The 20,353-nt window shown below is 73.8% G+C and carries 5 protein-coding genes; all 5 read right to left on the bottom strand.

Translation table 11 applies throughout. The annotated features are described in order from the left end of the window. Positions 1-31: 31 nt before the first annotated feature. Genes ABD987_RS40095 through ABD987_RS40115 form a run of 5 tightly spaced genes read right to left on the bottom strand, consistent with a single transcriptional unit; the run spans position 32 to position 20,331 of the window. Complete coding sequence (locus ABD987_RS40095) at positions 32-868, bottom strand: 3-hydroxyacyl-CoA dehydrogenase family protein (protein ID WP_345407271.1); 837 nt, start codon at positions 866-868, stop codon at positions 32-34. Then, complete coding sequence (locus ABD987_RS40100; protein WP_345407274.1) at positions 865-4,917, bottom strand: SDR family NAD(P)-dependent oxidoreductase; 4,053 nt, start codon at positions 4,915-4,917, stop codon at positions 865-867. The genes ABD987_RS40095 and ABD987_RS40100 overlap by 4 nt, the downstream gene beginning before the upstream one ends. Then, positions 4,914-13,811 carry a type I polyketide synthase gene (locus ABD987_RS40105; RefSeq protein WP_345407277.1) on the bottom strand — a complete coding sequence of 2,966 codons (8,898 nt, stop codon included), beginning with the start codon at positions 13,809-13,811 and terminating at the stop codon, positions 4,914-4,916. Before ABD987_RS40105 ends, ABD987_RS40100 begins: the two co-directional genes overlap by 4 nt. Further along, a complete protein-coding gene (locus ABD987_RS40110) occupies positions 13,808-18,640 on the bottom strand; it encodes an SDR family NAD(P)-dependent oxidoreductase (protein WP_345407280.1) in 4,833 nt (1,610 codons plus the stop codon). The genes ABD987_RS40105 and ABD987_RS40110 overlap by 4 nt, the downstream gene beginning before the upstream one ends. After that, positions 18,637-20,331, bottom strand: coding sequence for a fatty acyl-AMP ligase (locus ABD987_RS40115; protein ID WP_345407283.1), 1,695 nt, complete (start codon positions 20,329-20,331; stop codon positions 18,637-18,639). Before ABD987_RS40115 ends, ABD987_RS40110 begins: the two co-directional genes overlap by 4 nt. Between the last annotated feature and the right edge of the window lie 22 nt (positions 20,332-20,353).

Genomic DNA, 20,353 nt, shown 5'->3' on the forward strand with positions numbered 1-20,353 from the left:
GGTCCTTTGTGGATCGTCGGTCGGTGATGGTTCAGTGGTAGGTGTAGAAGCCCTGTCCGGACTTCCGCCCGTGCAGCCCGGCGTCGACCATCTTCTTGAGCAGCGGGCAGGGCCGGTACTTGCTGTCGTTGTAGCTTTCGTAGAGCACCTCGACGCTGAACAGGATCGTGTCCAGCCCGATCAGGTCGGCGGTCTCCAGCGGCCCCATCTTGTGGCCGAAGCACGACTTGAAGATCCGGTCGACCTCCTCGGCGCCGGCGACTCCCTCGTGCACGAGGTACACCGCTTCGTTCACAGTGAGCATCAGCACCCGGTTCGACACGAACCCCGGCGCGTCGGCGACGACGATTCCCTCCTTCCCCATCCCCTCCAGCAGTTCCTCCGCGGTGCGCAGGGTTTCGTCGGTGGTGTGCCACCCCCGGATCACCTCGACCGCGGGTTTCATCGGCACCGGGTTCATGAAGTGCATGCCCAGCACCCGGTCCGGCCGCCCGGTCAGCCCGGCGAGCCGGGTCACCGAGATCGCCGAGGTGTTGGCCGCGAACACGACCTCCGGACGGCAGATCGCGTCCAGCCGCGGGTAGACCTCCTTTTTGAGGTCCCATTTCTCGGTGATGTTCTCGATGACGAAGTCGGCCTCGGCGAGCTCGCCGTGGTCGGTGGTGTACCGGACCAGCTCCGGGTCGAACTCCGGGCCGCCGTTGCCCAGAAGTTTGCCCATGCGGACGTTCGCGCGGATCTGCTGCGCCGCCCCCGCCAGGATTTCGTCGGTCAGGTCGGTCAAGATCACCTCGTAGCCGCACTGGCCGAGGTTCTGCGCGAGCCCGGTGCCCATCACGCCGGCGCCGACCACACCCACTCGTTTCATCCCGCACTCCCTGCTGCTCGGGTCTTCGCGTCGGACCCGGCCGCGGCCGGGTCGAGGATCTTGATCCGGTCGGCCAGCTCGCGCACCGTCGGGCACTCGGCGAGCACCGCGATGGGCACGTTGACACCGACCGACTTCCGGAGTTTTCCGATCATCCGGACCGCCATCAGCGAATGGCCGCCCAGCTCGAAGAAGTTGTCCAGCACGCCGATGCCGGTCAGGCCCATCACTTCCTCCCACACCTCGGCGACCTTCTTCTCGATGTCGTCGCCCGCGGGCACGAACGGGTTCGGCAACGGCGGCCGGGGATGCCGGTCCCCGCCCGCGGCGTCCTGTCGGAGCCCGCCCGCGTCGACCCACGCCTCCAGGCGCGGGCGCAGATCGCCGGTGGAGTTGACCAGACGTGGCAGCGCGCCGACCGCGCCGAGCGCCCGCTCCAGCGCCGCGATGCCCTCGGCGTAGGTCATCCGGTACTTCGCCACGGTGCTGGTGGCGCCGCCGATCTCCCCGCCGTCGGTGGCGCTCGGCCAGGAATCCCAGTTCACGCTCAGCACGCGGCGGTGACCGGCGGCGAACAACGCGTCCGCCATGCCGTCCATCGCCGCGTTCGCCGCGGCGTAGGGCGAATGCCCGATCGCGCCGAGCACGGTGGCCAACGAGGAGAGTGTGACGCAGAAGTCCAGCCGGTCCAGATCGAGCGCCCCGGCGATCGCGCGCAGCCCGAACAGCTTGGCGCGGTAGTGCTCCCGGCACTGCTCGACGCTCAGGTCGTGGCTGAGCCCGAAGAACTCCTCGGACTGGATCCCGGCGCCGTGGATCACCCCGTGCGGCTCGCCGAAGACCGCCCGCACCCGCTCCACCGCCGCGGCCACCTGCGCGGGGTCGGCGGCGTCGGCGGTCAGGACCAGCACTTCGGCACCGGCGGCCCGCAGCGCCCGGACGGCACAGATGCGCGCGCCGGTGGGATCGGCCGCCGGGTGTTCCCGCAGCCAGGCGTCCCAGTCGTCCTCGGCGGGCAGCGGGGTCCGGGTGAGCAGCGCGAGCCGGGCCCGGTACCGGTCGGCGAGGTGCCCGGCCACCGCGAGGCAGACCTGGCCGAGACCGCCGGTGAGCAGGTAGACGCCCCGCTCCCGGAACACCGCGCCGTCGGCGGGCGCGGGGAGTTCGAACGGCTCGTAGTCCCGCTGCCAGCGCCCGCCCTCGTGGTAGGCCAGATCGGCCGAGCCGGGGTCGAGCGCGTCCGCGAGCAGGGCGTCGAGGTCGGGGGCCGCGCCGATGTCGGCCACCCGGCAGCGCAGGCCGGGGTTCTCCTGCGGGATCACCCTGGCCAGCCCGGCCAGCCCGGCACGCTCGGGCCGCACCTCCCCCGCGCCCGAGACGTGCGCGGATTTCGTTGCCAGCACGAGGATCCGGGGCAGGTCCGCGGCCCCGTCGCGGACCAGTTCCCCGACCAGCCGCCGGACGCCGTCGAAGCCCGCCCACTGCGCCTGGTCGAAGCCGGTCACACCGTTTTCGGCCACACCGTTTTCGGCCACACCGTCGTCGGCCGCGCCGGTGTGCAGCACCACGCGGGGACGGAGCGTGCCCAGCGACACCGGCTCGGCGGGTGACTCGACGAGCACGTCGGCGGTGGCCCCGGCCACGGCGAGCCGGCCACGCAACGCCTCGGCGAACGGGGCGGTGGCTTCGGTGGCCACGACGAGCCACGGTCCGGCCTCGGCCAGCCGCGTGTCCAGCCCGGCGGGCACCAGCCTCGGGGCCTGCCGCCAGACCGGCGCGTAGAACCACTGCCCGATGTCCTCGTTCCGTTCCTCCGACCGTGGCCGCGCGAGCCCGCCGGGCGCGGGGTCGAGCCAGACCCGCCGCCGTTCGAACGGGTAGGTCGGGAGCGCGACGCGACGCCGCCGCCCGTCCGCGTGCACCGCGGCCCAGTCCGGATCGGCGCCGCTCAGCCACAGCCGCCCTGCCAGCTCCCGCACCAGGACCTCGGCCGGGGCGGGCGAGGCGGCCAGCGCCGCGACCCGCGAACCGTCGTCGTCACGGGCCGCACCGGTGGCCACCGCGCGCAACAGGCGCCCGTCGCCCAGCTCCAGGAGCACCAGATCGGCGTCCCCAGCCAGCTTCCGCAGCTCGGCGTCGTCCGGCCGGTCCCCGGTATCCCGCAACGCCGTCAGCGGCGACGTCCCGGCCAGGCAGTCCGCCACCCGCGCACCGGTACCGACCCCGATGAACCGCCTGCCCGGCACCCCGAGGGACACCACCAGCTTTCCGAGCGCGTACCGCAGGACCGCGCCGCTCTCGGGTGCTTCCCACACCTTCGCGGCGGCCGCTCCCATCGCCTCGGCCGCTTCGGTGAGCGCGTCCCGGAACACCGGCTCCGCCTCGTACAGTGCTTGGGCGGCCGCCAGTTCCGCGTCCGTCGGCCGGTCGCCGGGCACGACCACGACCACCTCGCGGTGACGGAAGGTCTGGTGCCTGCCGTGCGCGCGCGGGGCGCCCGGTTCGGACAGCGCGGCCACCGCGTCGGCGACGTCGGCGCAGGCGAGGATCCGGCGGTGGTTGAACGCCGTCCGTCCTGTTTGGAGGGTGTACGCGACGTCGGCGAGGTCGAGTTCCGGGTGCGCCCGCAGGTGATCGCGCAGGTTCCGGGCCGCCTCGTCCAGCGCGTCGGCCGAGCGGGCGGAGAGCACCAGCACCTGCGGTACCGGCGCGGCCGGTTCGCGGGGCGCGCGTTCGGGCGCCTCCTCCAGTACCGCGACGGCGTTGGTGCCGCCCATCCCGAACGAGTTGACCACCGCCCGCCGCGGACCCGCGCCGAGGGGCCACTTCTCCGCCTCGGTGACCACCCGGAACGCCCCGCTCGCGGTGTCCAGCTTGGCGTTGGGCGACTCGAAGTTGATCTGCGGCGGGATCCGGGAGTGGTGCAGCATCAGGGTGGTCTTGATCAGCCCGAGCACCCCGGAGGCCCGGTCGGTGTGCGCGATGTTCGGCTTCACCGAGCCGACCGCGCAGGGCCCGGCCGCGGGGTCCCTCGGCTGGAACGCCTGCGACACCGCGTCCAGTTCGATCGCGTCGCCGAGCAGCGTCCCGGTGCCGTGGGCCTCCACATAGGACACCGTGTCCGGCGCCACCTCGGCGTTGGCGAGCGCCTCGGCGATGACCTCGCTCTGGCCGCGCAGCCCCGGCGCGGCGAACCCGGCGCGGGAGAGCCCGTCGTTGTTGGTCGCCGAGCCGATGATCTGGGCGTAGATCTGGTCGCCGTCGCGCAGCGCGTCCGCGGTGCGCTTGAGCACGACCACGCCCACCCCGTTGCCGAAGACCCCGCCCTGTCCCTTGGCATCGAGGCTGCGGATCACCCCGTCCGGCGAGGCGATGCCGCCCTCCTCGTAGACATATCCCTCGGCCTGCGGCGACTGGATCGCGACACCGCCCGCGAGCATCACGTCGCTTTCGTAGGTCAGCAGGCTGGTGCACGCCAGGTGGACCGCGACCATCGAGGTCGAGCAGGAGGTCTGCACGGTGAAGCTGGGCCCGCGCAGGTTGAGCTTGTAGGCGACCATCGTGCTCAGCGCGTCCCGGTCGTTGCCGATCGCGAGCTGCAGGTGGCCCATCTCGGCCATGGTGTCCCAGTGGCCGAAGATGTTGTTCATCAGATAGGTCGGGAACCCGCACCCGGCCACCACCCCGGCCACGCCGGGACAGCCCATCGGGTCGTAGCCCGCGTTTTCCAGCGCCTCCCACGAACATTCGAGGAACAGCCGGTTCTGCGGGTCGGTCAGCTCGGCGATCCGGGGGCTGAAGCCGAAGAAGGCGGCGTCCCACAGATCGACGTCGGCCACGTCCGCGACCACCGGCACGAAGTTCGGGTTCCGGCGCACCGCCGGGTCGACGGCGGCGAGTTCCTCCTCGGTGAACGGCCGGACGCCGCTGCGCCCCGCCATCAGGTTCGCCCAGAACGCGGTGGTGCCGGCCGCGCCGGGAAAACGGCCGGACATCCCGATCACCGAGATCGAGTCGGGCTCCGGGTATTCCTGGGTGTCGTCGGTCATGAGCGGTTCCTCCTGGTACGCAGGCCTTGGCGGCGCAGGGCACCGCGATCGCGCCGGTCCCGCATCCGCCCCGCCTCCACGGCGGGATCGGCGTCGTCACCGGCTAGGTGGGCGAGGGCGCCGACCGTCGGCGCCAGGTACAGCACGTGCGGGGTGAGCTCGTCCCGGTCCAGTTCCCGGCGGATCCGGGCGATCAGGTCGACGCCGATCAGCGAGTTGCCGCCGAGTTCGAAGAAGTTGTCGTGGACCCCGATGTCGGCGACACCGAGCGCGTCGGACCAGATCCCGGCGATGCGGCGCTCCAGGTCCGTGCCGGGGCTCACGTAGGAGGTGCTGAGCTCGGGCCGGGGATGCCGCGCCCCCGCGTCGCCGATGCTGAGGTTCAGCACGGTTTCGATGGTGAACCACCGGCTCAGCGCGGCGAGCACCTGGAAGTCCTGCGGCGAGACGATCACCTGCGGCTGGCCGGCGCCCAGCGCGCCGAGGAACGCCAGCCACCCCTCGTCGAAGGTGATGCCGACCCGGGACCGGTTCTCCTCGAAGAACCGCTGGACCTGCGGCGCGTACCCGGAAAGTCCCGCGCCCCACGCGTTCCAGCGCCATTCGGCCCAGTCGATGCTGAACACCCTGGTGTCCCCGTCCGCCCAGGCGCGCTGGGCGACCGCGTCGAGGTAGGAGTTGGCGGCGCAGTAGTCGACCTGACCGGGACCGCCGCCGGTGACCGAGGTGATCGACGAGAACAGCGCGACGAAGTCCGGCGCGGGATCCTGCTCGCGCCCGGCGAGGCAGTCCAGCAGCACACGGGTCCCGTCCACCTTCGGCCGGAGCGCGATCGCGGCGTTCTCGTCGTCCTTGAACTGCAACAACCCCATCCCGGGCACCCCGGCGGCGTGCACGACCCCGTGCAGCGCGCCGAACCGGTCGACCGCCGCCGCGAGCGCGTCCCGGGTCTGCTCGGGATCGGCGATGTCGGCGGCGCACACCAGCACCTCGGCACCGGCGGCCTCCAGATCGCGGACCGCCTCGATGCGCCGCCGTACCTCCTCGGGGGTGGCGGGATCGGCCAGCAGGGCCGTCCACCGCTCCCGGGGTGGCGGCGCCGAGCGGCCGAGCAGCACCAGGCGGGCCGACACCGTGCGGGCCAGTCCGCGCGCGATCGCCAGGCCGATGCCGCCGAGCCCGCCGGTCACCAGGTACACGCCGCGCTCGCGCAGCGCGGTGGTGTCCGGCTCCGGCTGGGCGGGCAGCGGCTCGAACCCGGACAGCCAGCGGCGGGCACCCCGCCACGCCACCTGGGCCTCGGCCGGGTCCGCGGCGAGTTCCCCGAGCAGCCGCCGGGCGATTTCCCCGGCCTGCGCCGGTGTCTTCGGCGCCACGACGTCGACCTGGCGGCACCGGACATCGCTCAGTTCGAGCGGCACCATCTGGCACGGACCGGCGACGGTGCCCAGTTCCGGGCGCACCGCGTCGGTTCCGCTCACGTTGAACGCGCCGGCCGTCGCCACCACCAGGTCGCACTCCCCGCCCTGGCCGAGCGCCTTCGCCAGCCACAGCAGGCTGAAGTAGCCGCGGTCGAGCAGCCACCGGCTCGCCTCGGCGTCCGCGGGTGGCGCGTCCAGCGTCCACAGGTGCAGCACGTGCCGGGGACGGACCCGGTCCACCAGTTTCGTGTAGTCCCCGGCTTCGCCGGGCCGCACGGTGAAGGTGTCGTCGTCGATGGCGGCGAAACCGCTCCCCGCCGTCACGCGGACGATCCGGGCGCCCGCCAGCTTCCCCGCCACCGCGTCGGCCACCGGCCCGGCATCGGCGAAGACGAGCCACGGCCCGTCCCGCGGCGGCTCCGCGGCCGGGGGTGGTACCGCCTGGCGCCAGGCCGGGAGGTAGTACCAGTCGCGGAGTTCCTTGCGGGGCAAGGAAGAGAGCAGCTCACGCGGATCGCCCGAAAGGTCGATGGACGCCGCCTTCGTCGTGACCGGGGCAGCGGGCCGTTCCTCGATCCAGTACCGCTCACGCTGGAACGGGTAGCCGGGCAGCGGCACCCGGGACCGCCGCTCCCCCTCGTGGTAGGCGTCCCAGTCGACGCCGACACCGGAAAGCCACAGCCTCCCCTGTGCCGCGTGCACCGCCTCGGTCCCGGTGACCCGCTCGTGGCGGGCGGGCAGGGTCGGCACGATCAGCGCCATCCGTTGCGGAGTGCAGTCCGGGTGCTGGCGGACGAAGGCGCCGAGCGACTGGCCGGGCCCGACCTCCAGCAGCAGCCGGTCCGGTTCGGCCAGCAGCGCGCCGACCGCGTCGGCGAACCGGACCGTCCCGCACATGTGGCGAGCCCAGTAGCCGGGGTCGGTGGCCTCCGCCGCGGTGATCCAGGTGCCGGTCACGTTGGACACGTAGGGCATCCGGGGTTCCGACAGCGTCACGGTGTCCCGTACCCAGGCGGTGAGCTCGGCGGTGATCGGTTCGAGCAGCCGCGAATGGAAGGCGTGCCCGGTGTCCAGCGGGCGGCAGGCGATCTCGCGCCCGGTCAGCAGGGCCGCCATCCGCTCGATCACCTCGGTCGGACCGGCCAGCACGCACTGCCCGGCGGAGTTGACCGCCGCGATGTCCACAGTGGACTCGATCAGCGGGCGCACCCGGCCCGCGGACTGCGACACCGCGAGCATCGCGCCCTTCGGCAGCTCGTCGATGAGCCGGGCGCGGTGGGCGACCAGCCGCAACGCGTCCGGCGGGCTCAGCACCCCGGCGACGGTGGCCGCGACGTACTCCCCGAGGCTGTAGCCCGCCATCGCGTCCGGCCGCAGGCCCCAGGACAGCAGCAGCCTGGCCAGCGCGTACTCCACGGCGAACACCGCCGGCTGGGCGATCGAGGTCCGGGTGAGCAGCTCGTCGGCGGGCGAGGGCGCGGCGGCCCCGTCCCGGCCGAGCAGCGACCGGAGATCGGCCGCCGGTGCCTGCCGTTCGCCGCACAGCACCTCGCGGATGTCCAGTCCCAGCAACGGAGTCAGCACCTCGGCGCATTCGCCGAGCGCAGCGGCGAACACCGGCTCGGCCGCGGCCAGCTCGGTCGCCATGCCCGGGTACTGCTCGCCGACCCCGGCGAACAGCAGCCCGACCGGGCGGGTGGTCCTCGGTTCGTGCCGGGTGAGCACCCTGGCCGGGTCCGCGCCCTCCAGCGCCTTGACCGCCTCCTCGGTGCCCGAGCACCGCACCACCCGGCGATGGTCGAACAGGCCCCGCCCGACCTGCAAGGTGTAGGCGACGTCGGCCAGCACGGCGTCGGGATTCTCGCGCAGGTGACGGCCCAGATCGGCGGTGGCCTCGTCCAGCGCGGCGGGGCCGCGCGCGGACAGCACCAGCAGCTGGGTCTCCCGGCCCGGCGAAGCGGGCTCGCGCCCGGGCGCTTCCTCGACCACGACGTGCACGTTCGTTCCTCCCATGCCCAGCGAGTTGACCCCGGCCCGGCGCGGCGGGCCGTCCGCGCGGACCGGCCACGCGCGACCACGGTCGTTGACGTAGAACGGGCTCGCCGCGAAGTCGATCTCCGGATTGGGCGCGGTGTAGTGCAGGCTGGGCGGGAGTTCCCGGTGCCGCAGCGAAAGCACCACCTTGATCAGCCCGGAGACCCCGGCCGCGCGGTCGAGGTGCCCGACGTTGGTCTTGACCGAGCCGATCGCGCAGGACTGCCGGTCCACGGTGTCCCCGAAGGCCTGGGTGAGCGCCGCGATCTCGATCGGGTCACCCAGCTCGGTCGCGGTGCCGTGTGCCTCCACATAGGACACCGTCGCCGGGTCGACCCCGGCGTCGGCGAGCGCGCGCGAGACCACCGCGGCCTGGCCCGCCACGCTCGGCGCGGTGAAGCCCACCTTGAGCGCGCCGTCGTTGTTGACCGCCGACCCCTTGAGCACGGCGTGCACCGTGTCGCCGTCGGCGAGCGCGTCGGCGAGCCGTTTGAGCACCACCACCCCGGCGCCGTCGCCGAACATCGAGCCGTGGGCCTTGGCGTCGAAGGTGCGCACGTGCCCGTCCGGGGACTCCATCCCGCCCTCGGTGTAGAGGTGCCCGATCCGGTCCGGTACCCGGATCGACACGCCGCCGGCCAGCACGACGTCGCTCTCCCCCGACCGCAGGCTTCGCATCCCCAGGTGCACCGCCAGCAGCGAGGTGGAGCAGAAGGTCTGCACCGCCATGCTCGGCCCGGTCAGGTCGAGCTTGTAGGACACCGCGGTGGTCAGCGAGTCCTTGTCGTTGCCGATCACCACCTGGTAGTCGCTGACCCCGGCGTCGAGCTGGCCCGCCTCGTTCAGCCGCATCAGGTAGGTGCTGATGTTGGTGCCCGCGAACACCCCGACGAGCCCTTCGTAGCCGGGCCCGGCGTATCCGGCGTGCTCCAGCGCGTGCCAGCAGCACTCCAGGAACACCCGCTGCTGCGGGTCGGTCAGGGTGGCTTCTTTGGGGCTGTAGCCGAAGAATCCGGCGTCGAACAGGTCGACGTCGTCGAGCACCGGCCGGGCCTTGACGTAGTTGGGCAGCGCGAGCTGCTCGGCGGGCACGCCCGCGGCGAGCAGTTCCTCGTCGGTGAAGAACCGGATCGATTCCCTGCCCTCGCTCAGGTTTCGCCAGAACCGGTCGATGTCCGGCGCGCCGGGGAAACGGCCCGCCATCCCGATGACGGCGATCTCCCCGGTGTCCGCCCGGCCCGTCGCCGCGCGTCGCCGCTCGAGTTCGGCGGCCGAGGGGGCCTCGGTCTGTTCCTGCTCGGGAGCGAGATGCCGGGCGAGCGTGGCGACGGTGGGTGCCTGGAACAGCGTGACGGCGGGGACGTTCGTGCCGAACTCCCGGCCCACGCGCTTGAGCAGTTGCAGGCCCATCAGGGAGTTCCCGCCGAGATCGAAGAAGTTGTCGTCCATGCCGACGTGCTCGATCCCGAGCGTCTCCCGCCACAGCGTGGTCAGCCGCCGCTCGTAGTCCCCTGTGGACAGTGCGGGCGCGCCGTGGTCGTCGCGGGCGGGCTCGGCGATCACCCACTGCCGCACCCGGTCTTCGAGGTCGCCCACCGCCACCACGACCCGTGGCTCGCCGGTGACCAGCGCGCGGTCGAACGCGGCGAGCCCGGCCGCCACGCTCATCGAGAACCGGGTCATCGAGTCACCGAGGCGCAGGCCGTCCAGCTGCTCGGCCGTGGGTGCCCAGGTGTCCCAGTCGACGCTCACCCAGCGTTGCCCGGACCCGGCGCCGTACCGCGCGAACGCGTCCAGGGTGGCGTTGGCGGCGGCGTAGGCGGCGAACCCGAGCCCGCCGAGCACCGTGGACATCGACGAGAACAGCGCGTGGAAGCCCGCCGGCCGCCCGGCCAGCGCCCGGCCGACGGCGAGCAGGCTGTCCACCTTCGCGGCGAAGTGCCGATCGGTCAGCTCGCCGGGCAGCGTCTGGATCGGCTCGAACTCGTCCGTCGCGGTCAGCCCGGCGGCGTGCACCACGCCGTCGAGGGCGCCGAACCGGCGTACCGCCTGGCGCACGGCGTCTTCCATCGTGTCCGGTTCCCCGCCCGCGAGGACCAGCACCTCGGCGCCGAGGTCCTCCAGCGCCAGTACCCGGGTGACGCGCCGCGCCACGGTGCCGTCGGGCTCGTCCGCCAGGATCGACGGCCACTCCGCGCGGGGCGGCAGGCCGGTCCGGCCCACCAGCGCCAGCCGGGGACGGCGCGCCGTGTTCGCCAGGTGCTCGGCCACCAGCAGCCCGACGCTGCCGAGCCCGCCGGTGATCAGGTAGGCGCCACCGTCACGCAGCGGCGGCTCGACGGCGGGCGGTGGCGCCGCGGTGTAGGACCGCGTCAGCCAGCTGCCGTCGCGATACGCGGCGGCGGGGACCGCGGGTGCGGTGAGCAGCCGCTCCGCGAGGTCCCCGAGGTCACCGTGCTGCCCGGTGACGTCCACGCTGCGGCAGCCGAATCCGGGGTGCTCCTGCGGGATCACCAGGCACGCGCCGAGCACGGCGGCCTTGCCGGGCGAGGGGGTGCCCGTCTCGTGCAGGTGATCGGCGACGACGGTGATGTCCACCCCGGACTTCGCCAGCGCGGCCAGCGACCTGACCAGGCACACGAGGGTGTCGAAACCGCGGATCCGGTGTGCCCGCAGGGTTTCCGGGGACGCCGGGTCCTCGTCGGCGCCGGTGACACCCCACAGGTGCACGACGCGCGAGGGCAGCCGTCCCAGCTCGGCGAGCCGGGCCACCAGCCGGTCGTGGTCGGCCGCCACGCCGGGACGCACGGTGAAGGAGTCCTCGGCGAGTTCGGCGAAGGCCTCGCCCGCCCGCACGGTGACGCCCGCGTCCACGCGGGCCGCCAGTGCGGCGCCGAGCCCGGAGTCCTCGGCGAAGATCAGGAACGGCCCGGTCGCGCGGTCGCTTTCGGGCACTTCGGCCGGTCGCCACCGCTCGGCGTACAGCCGAGGCTCGTCCGGCCGGTCGGCCGAGGGCGGATCGACCCAGTACCGCCTGCGCTCGAACGGGTAAGTGGGCAGCGGGACCCGCCGCCGCGGTGCGTCGTCCCGCGCCGCCCAGTCGACGGCCACCCCGCCCGCCCACAGCTTCGCGAGGGCGGTCTGCAACGCCGCAGCCGCGTCACCGGACGTGTTCCCGCCCACCCGGACGACCAGTGCCGACGCGTCCGCGTGCCGGGCGACCAGGTCCGCGGCGCCGCCGAACTGGACGATGCCCCGGTCCAGCCCACCGCCCAGTTCACCCACCTGCCCGGCCAACCGGCCCGGCGCGCGGAGCTGTTTCGCCCAGTAGCCGGGATCGGTGACCTCGTCGCCGGTGACCCGGGCGCCGGTGAGGTCCGACAGGTACGGCGTTTCCGGTGGGGACGGGGTGAGATGCTCGCGGACCCAGCCGGTCAGCGCGGCTTCGTCCAGCTCCGCGTGTTCGGGCAGCTGTGCGCGGAAAGCCAGCAGCGCCAACGCATCGGGCAGGGAGAGCACCCCGGCCAGCACGGCCGCGGCGTACGCGCCGATGCCGTGCCCGGTCAGCACGTCCGGGCGGACGCCCCAGCGCCACAACGTGCGGCCCAGCGCGTACTGGAGCACGAACTCCGCGAGGCTCGCGGCGAGCAGCGTCGCTTCCCCGGCGCCGGTCAGCACGTCCCCGAGCGCCGGAACCACTTCGCCGGAGCGGTCCACGACCTCGCCGACGGCGTCGGCGAAGACCGGTTCGGCCGCGCTCAGCTCGGCCACCAGGCCCGCGGGCACCGTCATCGGGCGGTCTTCGCCACCCGCGAAGACGAAGCCGAGCGAGCGGCCCGGCACCGGCTCGTCGCCGCGCACCAGCCGGGGCCATCCCGGCTCGCCCAGCGCCGCCACGGCGTCGGCCCGGTCGGCGACCACCACCGCGCGGCGGTGTTCGAACTCCGCGCGGCCGAGCTGCAACGTGCGGGCGACGTCCGCGAGCGGAGTGTCCGATTCGGACAGTGCTGCCAGCGCCCCGGCGAGCGCGCGGACCCTGGCGTCGGCCGCTTCGGCGGTGCGCGCGGACAGGACCAGGGTTTCGGGCCGGGTGACCGGTACCGTCGGCTCGGCCGCGGGCGCCTCTTCGAGCACGACGTGGGCGTTGGTGCCCCCGATCCCGAAGGCGCTCACCCCGGCGCGGCGCGGCCGCCCGCGCCCGGCCCACTCCGCCAGTTCGGTCTGTACCCGGAACGGGCTGCCCGCCAGGTCGATCCCGGGGTTCGGGGCGCGGAAGTGCAGGGTCGGCGGAAGCTCGCGGTGTTCGAGCGCGAGCGCGGTCTTGATCAGCCCGGCGACCCCGGCCGCGCGGTCGAGATGGCCGAAGTTGGTCTTCACCGAGCCGATGGCGCAGCCGCCCGGCTCGACGCTGTCACCGAAGGCCCGCCTCAGTGCGGCGAACTCGGCGGCGTCCCCCAGCGCGGTGCCGGTGCCGTGCGTTTCGACGTAGTCGATGTCCGCGCCGCCGACCCCGGCGTTCGCCATGGCGTCGCCGATCACCTCGGCCTGCCCGAGCACGCCGGGCGCGGTGTAGCCGACCTTGACACCGCCGTCGTTGTTGACCGCCCAGCCGCGGATCACCGCGTGCACGTGGTCGCCGTCGGCCCGCGCGTCGCTCAGCCGCTTGAGCACCACGGCACCGACGCCGTTGCCCAGCGGCGCGCCCCCGGCGTCGGCGTCGAAGGCCCGGCAGTGCCCGTCGGGCGAGCTGATGCCGCCCTCCTGGTACTGGTAGCCGACCCGGTGCGGGACGCTGATCGAGACACCGCCCGCCAGCGCCGCGTCGCATTCGCCCGCGACCAGGCTCGTGCAGGCGGCGGCGACCGCGACCAGCGAGCTGGAGCAGTAGCTCTGCACCCCGTAGGACGGCCCGCGCAGGTCGAACGCGTAGGCGACGCGGGTGCTGAGCGAGTCCTTGTCGTTGCCGAGCGCGAGCTGCATCCGCCCGGCCCATTCGGCGACACCGGGATTGGTCACGAGGTTGTTGAGCAGGTAGGTGCTCAACGCCGACCCGGTGAACACGCCCACGGAGCCGTCGAACCGGCCGGGATCGCATCCGGCGGCCTCCAGCGCCGTCCAGGCGACTTCGAGGAACAGCCGCTGCTGCGGATCACTGATCCGGGCCTCGGCCGGGGTGAAGCCGAAGAAGGACGCGTCGAACAGCTCGACGTCGTCGAGCACCGGCGCGGCCTTGACGTAGGCGGGATCGGCCAGCGTTTCCTCGTCGACACCGGCCGCGCGCAGTTCCTCGTCGGTGAACCGGGTGATCGACTCGACTCCCCCGCGCAGGTTGCGCCAGTACTGGCCGAGGTCGGCGGCGCCGGGGAACCGGCAGGCCATCCCGACGATCGCGACCGACGTGTCATCGTCCACAGTAGACTCCTCGGGCTCCTCGCTCACCGGGTCCGTCCCTTCGTTCGCCTGCCCCGCCGGGCCGCCGCCTCGGCCAGTTCGCGACGCCGGGCGCCGCGCTCGCCGCGCGGGGCGGCCGGTCCGGTTTCGCCGCCGCCGAGCCGGTTCGCGACGACACCGGCCAGTGCGGCGGGGGTCGGGGCCTCGAACAGGTCCGCCGCCGAAAGCGGCACGGCCAGTTCCTTGGCCAGCGCGGCGACGATGGTCAATCCGATGAGGGAGGTCCCGCCCAGCTCGAACAGCTGGTCGTCGACCCCCACCCGGTCCACGCCGAGACAGCGCTGCCAGACCTTCGCGATCGTGCGCTCCACCTCGGTCCGGGGCGCCACGTAGGGGGTGCGCAGCGGGGGCCGGGGATGCGCGCGCGCCGCGCCGCCCGGGACCGTGGCCAGCTCCCGCCACCGCGCGGCGAGCAGGTCCGGATCCTGCGGTACCACCATGACCTGCGCGAGCGGGGTCGCGAGGACCCGAGTCAGCAGGTCGATCCCCTCCTCGTCGGTGATCCCGTAGCGATCGCGCAGTTCCCGCAGCCGGGCCCAGGTTCCGGCGCCGGCCGGGGTCCACGCGTCCCGTTGCCACGGCCCCCAGTCGATCGCGGTGACCGGCAGCCCTCGCGCGCGCTGTGCCCGCGCGAACGCGCCGAGGAAGTTGTTGGCGGCGCTGTAATCGCTTTCACCCAGGCCCCCGAAGGCGACCACCGACGACGAGTACAGGACGAGGAAGTCCAGCGGCTGCCCGGCCAGCGCCTCGCACAGCGCGAGCGTTCCGTCGACCTTGGGCCGCAGCACGCGTTCGGCGTCCTCCCGGCCCCCCACCGTGACGAGCCCGCCCGCCGGTACCCCGGCCGCGTGGATCACCCCGTGCAGCGCGCCGAACCGCGCCCGGATCCGGCCGAGCGCGTCGGCGAGCTGGGCGGGATCGGCCACGTCGGCCGGCAGCGGCAGCACCTCCGCGCCCAGTTCCTCCAGTTCCCGGACCACTTCCGGCTCCGGTGCCGACCGGCCGAGCAGGGCGAGCCGGGTCCCGCCTCGCGCGGCGAGACCGCGGGCGAGCGCCCTGCCGAGCTCACCGAAGCCGCCGGTGATGAGGTAGACGCCGTCCTCGCGCCACACCGCGCCGGGCCCGGCCGGTTCGATCCGGACGGGATCCCACCCGCGCACCCACCGCACGCCACCCCGATAGGCGACGCACGGATCCGTGGCGCCGGACCGCAGTTCGGCCACCAGCCGCGCGCGGTTCGCCGGTTTCGCGGCGGCGAGATCGGCGGAGGCCACGTCGATCACGCGGTAGCCGATGCCGGGGAACTCCTGCTCCAGTGTGCCGGTGAAACCGTGCGCGGTCGCCATCCGGGGATCGGCGGCCTCGCCGGGAAGGACATCCTGCGCGTCGACGGAGAGCACCCGTACCCCGATGCCCGCGGCGTGCCCGCCCAGCGCGCCCAGCAGGTTCCGCAGGACGTGGTAGACGAGGTTGTCCCCGTCCGGCCAGGCGTACAGCACGTGGGTGGGCAGCCGGTCCGTGTCACGCAACCGCTCGACCAGCTGGCGATAGCCGTCGGGCGCGACGACGTAGGAATCGGCCGAGCGCTGCCGGAATCCTTCGCCGGGAGCGACCGTGACCACGCCCGCGGTCCCCGCGCCCAGCGCGGTGACGATCTCGTCCAGCGCGGGGCCGGGAGTGAGCACCAGCCAGCGATCCTTCTCCCCCATGGCGTCGCGCAGGATCGGGAAGGACTGCTTCCACACCGGCACGTGACACCAGTCCGCCCGGTCCTCGCGCTTGTCGGGCGCTTCGAGTCCGTAGTGGCTCCGCACGCCACCGGACTGTCCATTGTGGAGTTGTACGTTGTGGACACGATCGGGCCAGAACCGCCGGTGTTCGAACGGATAGGTCGGCAGCGCCAGGATCCGGCGGCCGGTCTCCCGCTCGCGCGCGGTCCTCCCGCCCGCCGCCCAGTACCGGCCCGCCGCCCGCGTCAGGTACTCGTGGTCGTCTCCCTCGATCCAGCCCGGCCGCAGGGTGGGAATCGCCGTGACGCCCCGGCCGTCGCCGTCCGCCCGCTGCCCGGCCAGGCTGCTGAGCGTCTGGCCCGGTCCGGTCTCCAGCGCGATCCCGGCCCGTTCGGCGAAGGTGCGCAGGCCCCGGTCGAACCGCACCGGCTCGCACATCTGCGCCGCCCAGTACCCGGGGTCGGCGGCCTCTTCGGCGGTGAGCCAGTCACCGGACCGCGAGGAGATCACCGGGATTTCCGGCGCTCCGCGGGAAACCTCGCCGATCAGCTCCACCAGGCCCGCCCTGACCGGGGCGAGCGCGCCGGTGTGCAGCGCATGCCCGTTGTTCACCCGCCGGTGCACGACGTCCCGTCCGTCGAGCAGGTTTTCCAGGCGCCGCACCGGTTCCGGCGGTCCGGCCACGACGGCCATCGCGGGCCCGTTGTACGCGGCGACGGAGACCCCGGCGGGCAGCAGGCCCGTCAGCTCGGCAGCCGGCAGCGGGACCGCGAGCATCACGCCCCCGGGCAGCCCGCCGATCAGCCGTCCCCGCCGCGCCACCACGGAAAGGGCGTCCGGCAGGGAAAACACCCCGGCGAGACAGGCCGCGACGTACTCGCCGAGGCTGTACCCGAGCAGGGCCGCCGGTTCGACTCCCCGGCTCTGCCACAGTTTCGCCAGCGCGTACTCCACGGTGAACACGGCGCTGTGCACGACGTCCACCCGGTGCAGCGACCGGTCCCGCGCCGCCGGTGCTCGGCCGAGCAGGCCGGCCAGCCCGGTTACGGCGGCGCCGGACGCGTCCGCCGGGTACACCAGGTCGCGCAGATCGGCGTCCAGCTCCGGGCGCAGCAGGTCCGCGCATTCGTCGAACGTGGCGCGAAAGACCTTCTCGGTGTCATACAGCCCGCGGCCCATGCCGACGGCGTGGTCCCCGGTCCCGGGGAACAGGAACCCGGCCCCCCGGTCGCCCTCCGCGCGCACCCGGGGTATCGGGCCGCTCACCGAGCCCAGCGCCCGCACCGCCTCCGGCACGTCCCGGCAGACCACGGACAGCCGGTGGGACAGCTCCGCGCGGCCCTCGCGCAGGGTGTACGCCACGTCGGCCAGGTCGACCTCCTCGCCGCGCCGGGTCAGCTCCTCCCGCAGTCCGGCCGCCACCCGCGACACCGCGGTTTCGGTGTGCCCGCTGAGCATGAGCAGCCGCCATCCGCCGCCGGCCTCCGGCGACGGCGCCCCGGGCGCCGGGCCTTCCTCCAGCACGACGTGCACGTTGGTCCCCGACCAGCCGAACGAGCTCACCCCGGCGATCCGGGGCCCGCCGGTCGCGGGCCACGCGGTGAGCCGGTCCGGGAGCGACACCGGCGAGCGCGCCCAGTCGATGTCCGGGCTCGGCTCGGTCAGGTGCAGGTTGGCCGGGATCTCGCCGTGCCGCAGGACCAGGACCGCCTTGATGAACCCGGCGATCCCCGCCGCGCCGAGCAGGTGACCGAGGTTGCTCTTCACCGCGCCCAGCACCAGCGGCGCCACCGCGTCGCGGTCCGCGCCGAACACCTCCCGCAGGGCGGAGACCTCGATCGCGTCGCCCAGCCGGGTGCCCGACCCGTGCGTCTCCAGGTAGCCGACCTCGGACGGCCGCACGCCCGCCGCGGCCTGCGCGTCGCGGATGACCTGGACCTGTGCCGCGAGATTGGGCGCGGTCATGCCGTTGCTGCGCCCGTCCTGCCCCGCCGAGGACCCGCGCAGCACGGCGAGCACCCGGTGGCCCCTGGCGACCGCGTCGCCGAGCCGTTCCAGGACGACCACGCCGCAGCCCTCGGACATCAGGAAGCCGTCGGCGGCGGCGTCGAAGGTCTTGCAGCGGCCGTCCGCGGCGAGCATATGCGCCCGGCACGCCTGCACCAGCGCGGCGGGATGCGGCAGCGCGCTGACCCCACCGGCCACCGCGAGGTCGCACTCCCCCCTCGCGAGGCTCTGCGCGGCCAGGTGCACGCCCAGCAACGAGGAGGAGCACGCGGTGTCCAGGCACAGGCTGGGCCCGCGCAGGTCCAGCAGATAGGACAGCCGCCCCGCGGCGACACTCGGGGCGGTGCCGTAGCCGAAGTAGGGATCGTCGAAACAGGCGTCCGCCTCGCGGTCGGTCTGTACCCGGGCGTACTCCTGGCTGCCCATCATGCCGACGAACACGCCGGTACGACTGCCGCGCAGCCGGTCCGGGGCGACCCCCGCGTGCTCCAGCGCCGACCAGGTCACCTCGAGCAGCAGCCGGTGCTGCGGATCCATCCGCACCGCCTCGGCGGGCGGGATCCCGAAGAAGTCCGCGTCGAACCCGGCGAGGTCGTCCAGGAAACCGCCGCGTGTCGTGTAGGACTTCCCCGGCGCCGTCGGGTCCCGGTCGAAGTACGCCGCGGCGTCCCACCGGTCGGCGGGCACCTCGGTGGCCGCGTCCGTCCTCGCGACGAGGGCGCGCCAGAACCGGTCCGGGCCGTTCGCACCGCCGGGAAACCGGCAGCCGAGGCCGACCACGCACACCGGATCCCCTTGCGGCGCGGCGGAAACCGGGGCGGGCGTCGGCGAAACGGCGGGGCCGGTGAGCGCGGCGGTGAGCGCGTCGATCGTCGGGTACTGGTAGAGCATCGACGCGGGCACGGGACTGCCCAGCCAGTCCTCGAACTCGCCGCAGGCGCTGATCAGCTGGCTGGAGCTCAGGCCGAGATCGTGGAAGGAGCTCCCGGTGTCGACGTCCTCGGCGGGCACCCCCTGCTCCGCGGCGACAATGGCCCGCAACCGCTGCCGCACGGTTCCCGGGTCGGCCCCGGAGGTCACGAGACCACCGCCGTGGTGGCGTCCACCCGCAGCGATTCGAAGTGGCCGTCGAGATACCCCGCCCGGCAGGCGGCGCGCTGGAGTTTTCCGCTGCTGGTGAAGGGAAGGCTGCCCGGCGGCAGCAGGACGACGTCGTGCACCGCCACCCCGTGCCGGGCCGAGATCTCCCGGCGGACCGCGGCGCGGATCCCCGGCCGGCGGGCCGCCCCGTCCGGTCCCCGGGAGACCCGCGCGGAGACCTCGGCCAGCACCACGACGAGTTCCCGTTCGCCGTCGTCCACCGAGACCACGGCGCAGTGCCCGGCCCGGATCTCCGCGTCCGCTTCCTCCACTGTGGACTCGAGATCGGTCGGGTAGTGGTTGGCGCCGTCCACCAGGATGAGGTCCTTGCGGCGGCCGGCGACGACCAGCTGGCCGTCCAGCAGCAGGCCGAGGTCACCGGTGCGCAGGAAGTCCGCGCCGGCGCCGTCGACCGCCTGGCCGAAGGTCTCCGCGGTGGCGCGCGGGTTGTCCCAGTAGCCGCTGCCGACGCTGCGCCCGCCGACCATGATCTCGCCGACCCGGCCGGGCGGGCACGGGCGCGAGGTGCCCGGTTCGACGATCGCCACGCGCACCCGGTCGTTCACTCCACCGCAGCCGACCAGCGTGCGGGTCTCCCCGCTGCCACCCGGTGCCAGGACCTCGCCGCGCGCCAGCGCTTCCGCGTCCACGGTGTGCACCCGGGGCTCGAAGTGGCCGGGCCCGCCGCTCACCAGCAGGGTCGCCTCCGCCAGCCCGTAACACGGGCGCAGCGCGTCGCGGCGCAGCCCGTGGGGCTCGAACGCGGCGGCGAAGCGGTCGAGGGTCGCCGCGCGCACCGGTTCCGCGCCGATCACCACGGTGTGCAGGCGGCTCAGGTCCAGCCGCGCGCGCTGTGCCTCGGTGGTGCGCCGGACGCAGAGGTCGAGGGCGAAGTTGGGGCACACCGAAACGACCTTCTCGCCGCGGCCGAGCGCCTCCAGCCAGCGGTACGGGCGACGGATGAAACCGACCGGCGAGAGGATCATCGCCGGGCAGCCTGCGAAGATCGGCAGGATGCCGCCGGAGAGCAGGCCCATGTCGTGGAACATGGGCAGCCAGCTCACCACGTCGGTGGACAGCCGCAGGGTGACCAGGTCCTCCATCACCGCGAGGTTGTGCAGCACCTGGGCGTGGGTGAGCACGACGCCCTTGGGCTCGCCGGTGGATCCGGACGAGTACTGCAGATAGGCCACGGTGTCCGCCTCGACCCCCGGGTCCCGCCAGCCGGCGGCGAGGGCGGGATCGACGGTGTCGGTGGCGAGGCGGGCCGGCCCGGCGTCGCCGAGCACCTCGCGCAGCACCGCCGTGTTCGACGCCAGGAACCCCGCCGAGGACAGCAGCAGCTTCGGCGTGGCGCTGCGGGCCACCGCCCGCGCCCTGGCCGCCGCCTCGCCTCCCCGCGCGTCCACCGGCGCGATCGGCACCGCGACGACACCGGCGTAGGCACAGCCGAAAAAACCGACGAGGAATTCGAGACCGGGCGGGTAGTGCAGTAACGCCCGATCCCCCGGCGAAACGTGCCTGCGCAGTTCCACGGCGACGGCACGCGCGGCCCGGTCCAGTTCGGCGTAGCTCAGTCCGGCTTCCTGCTCGCCGTCGACCAGATACCCGTGTGACAGTCGAGTCGGCATTGTCTCCGCCCGCCACTTGCAC

The sequence above is a fragment of the Amycolatopsis samaneae genome (assembly GCF_039541975.1).
Lineage (GTDB): Bacteria > Actinomycetota > Actinomycetes > Mycobacteriales > Pseudonocardiaceae > Amycolatopsis > Amycolatopsis samaneae.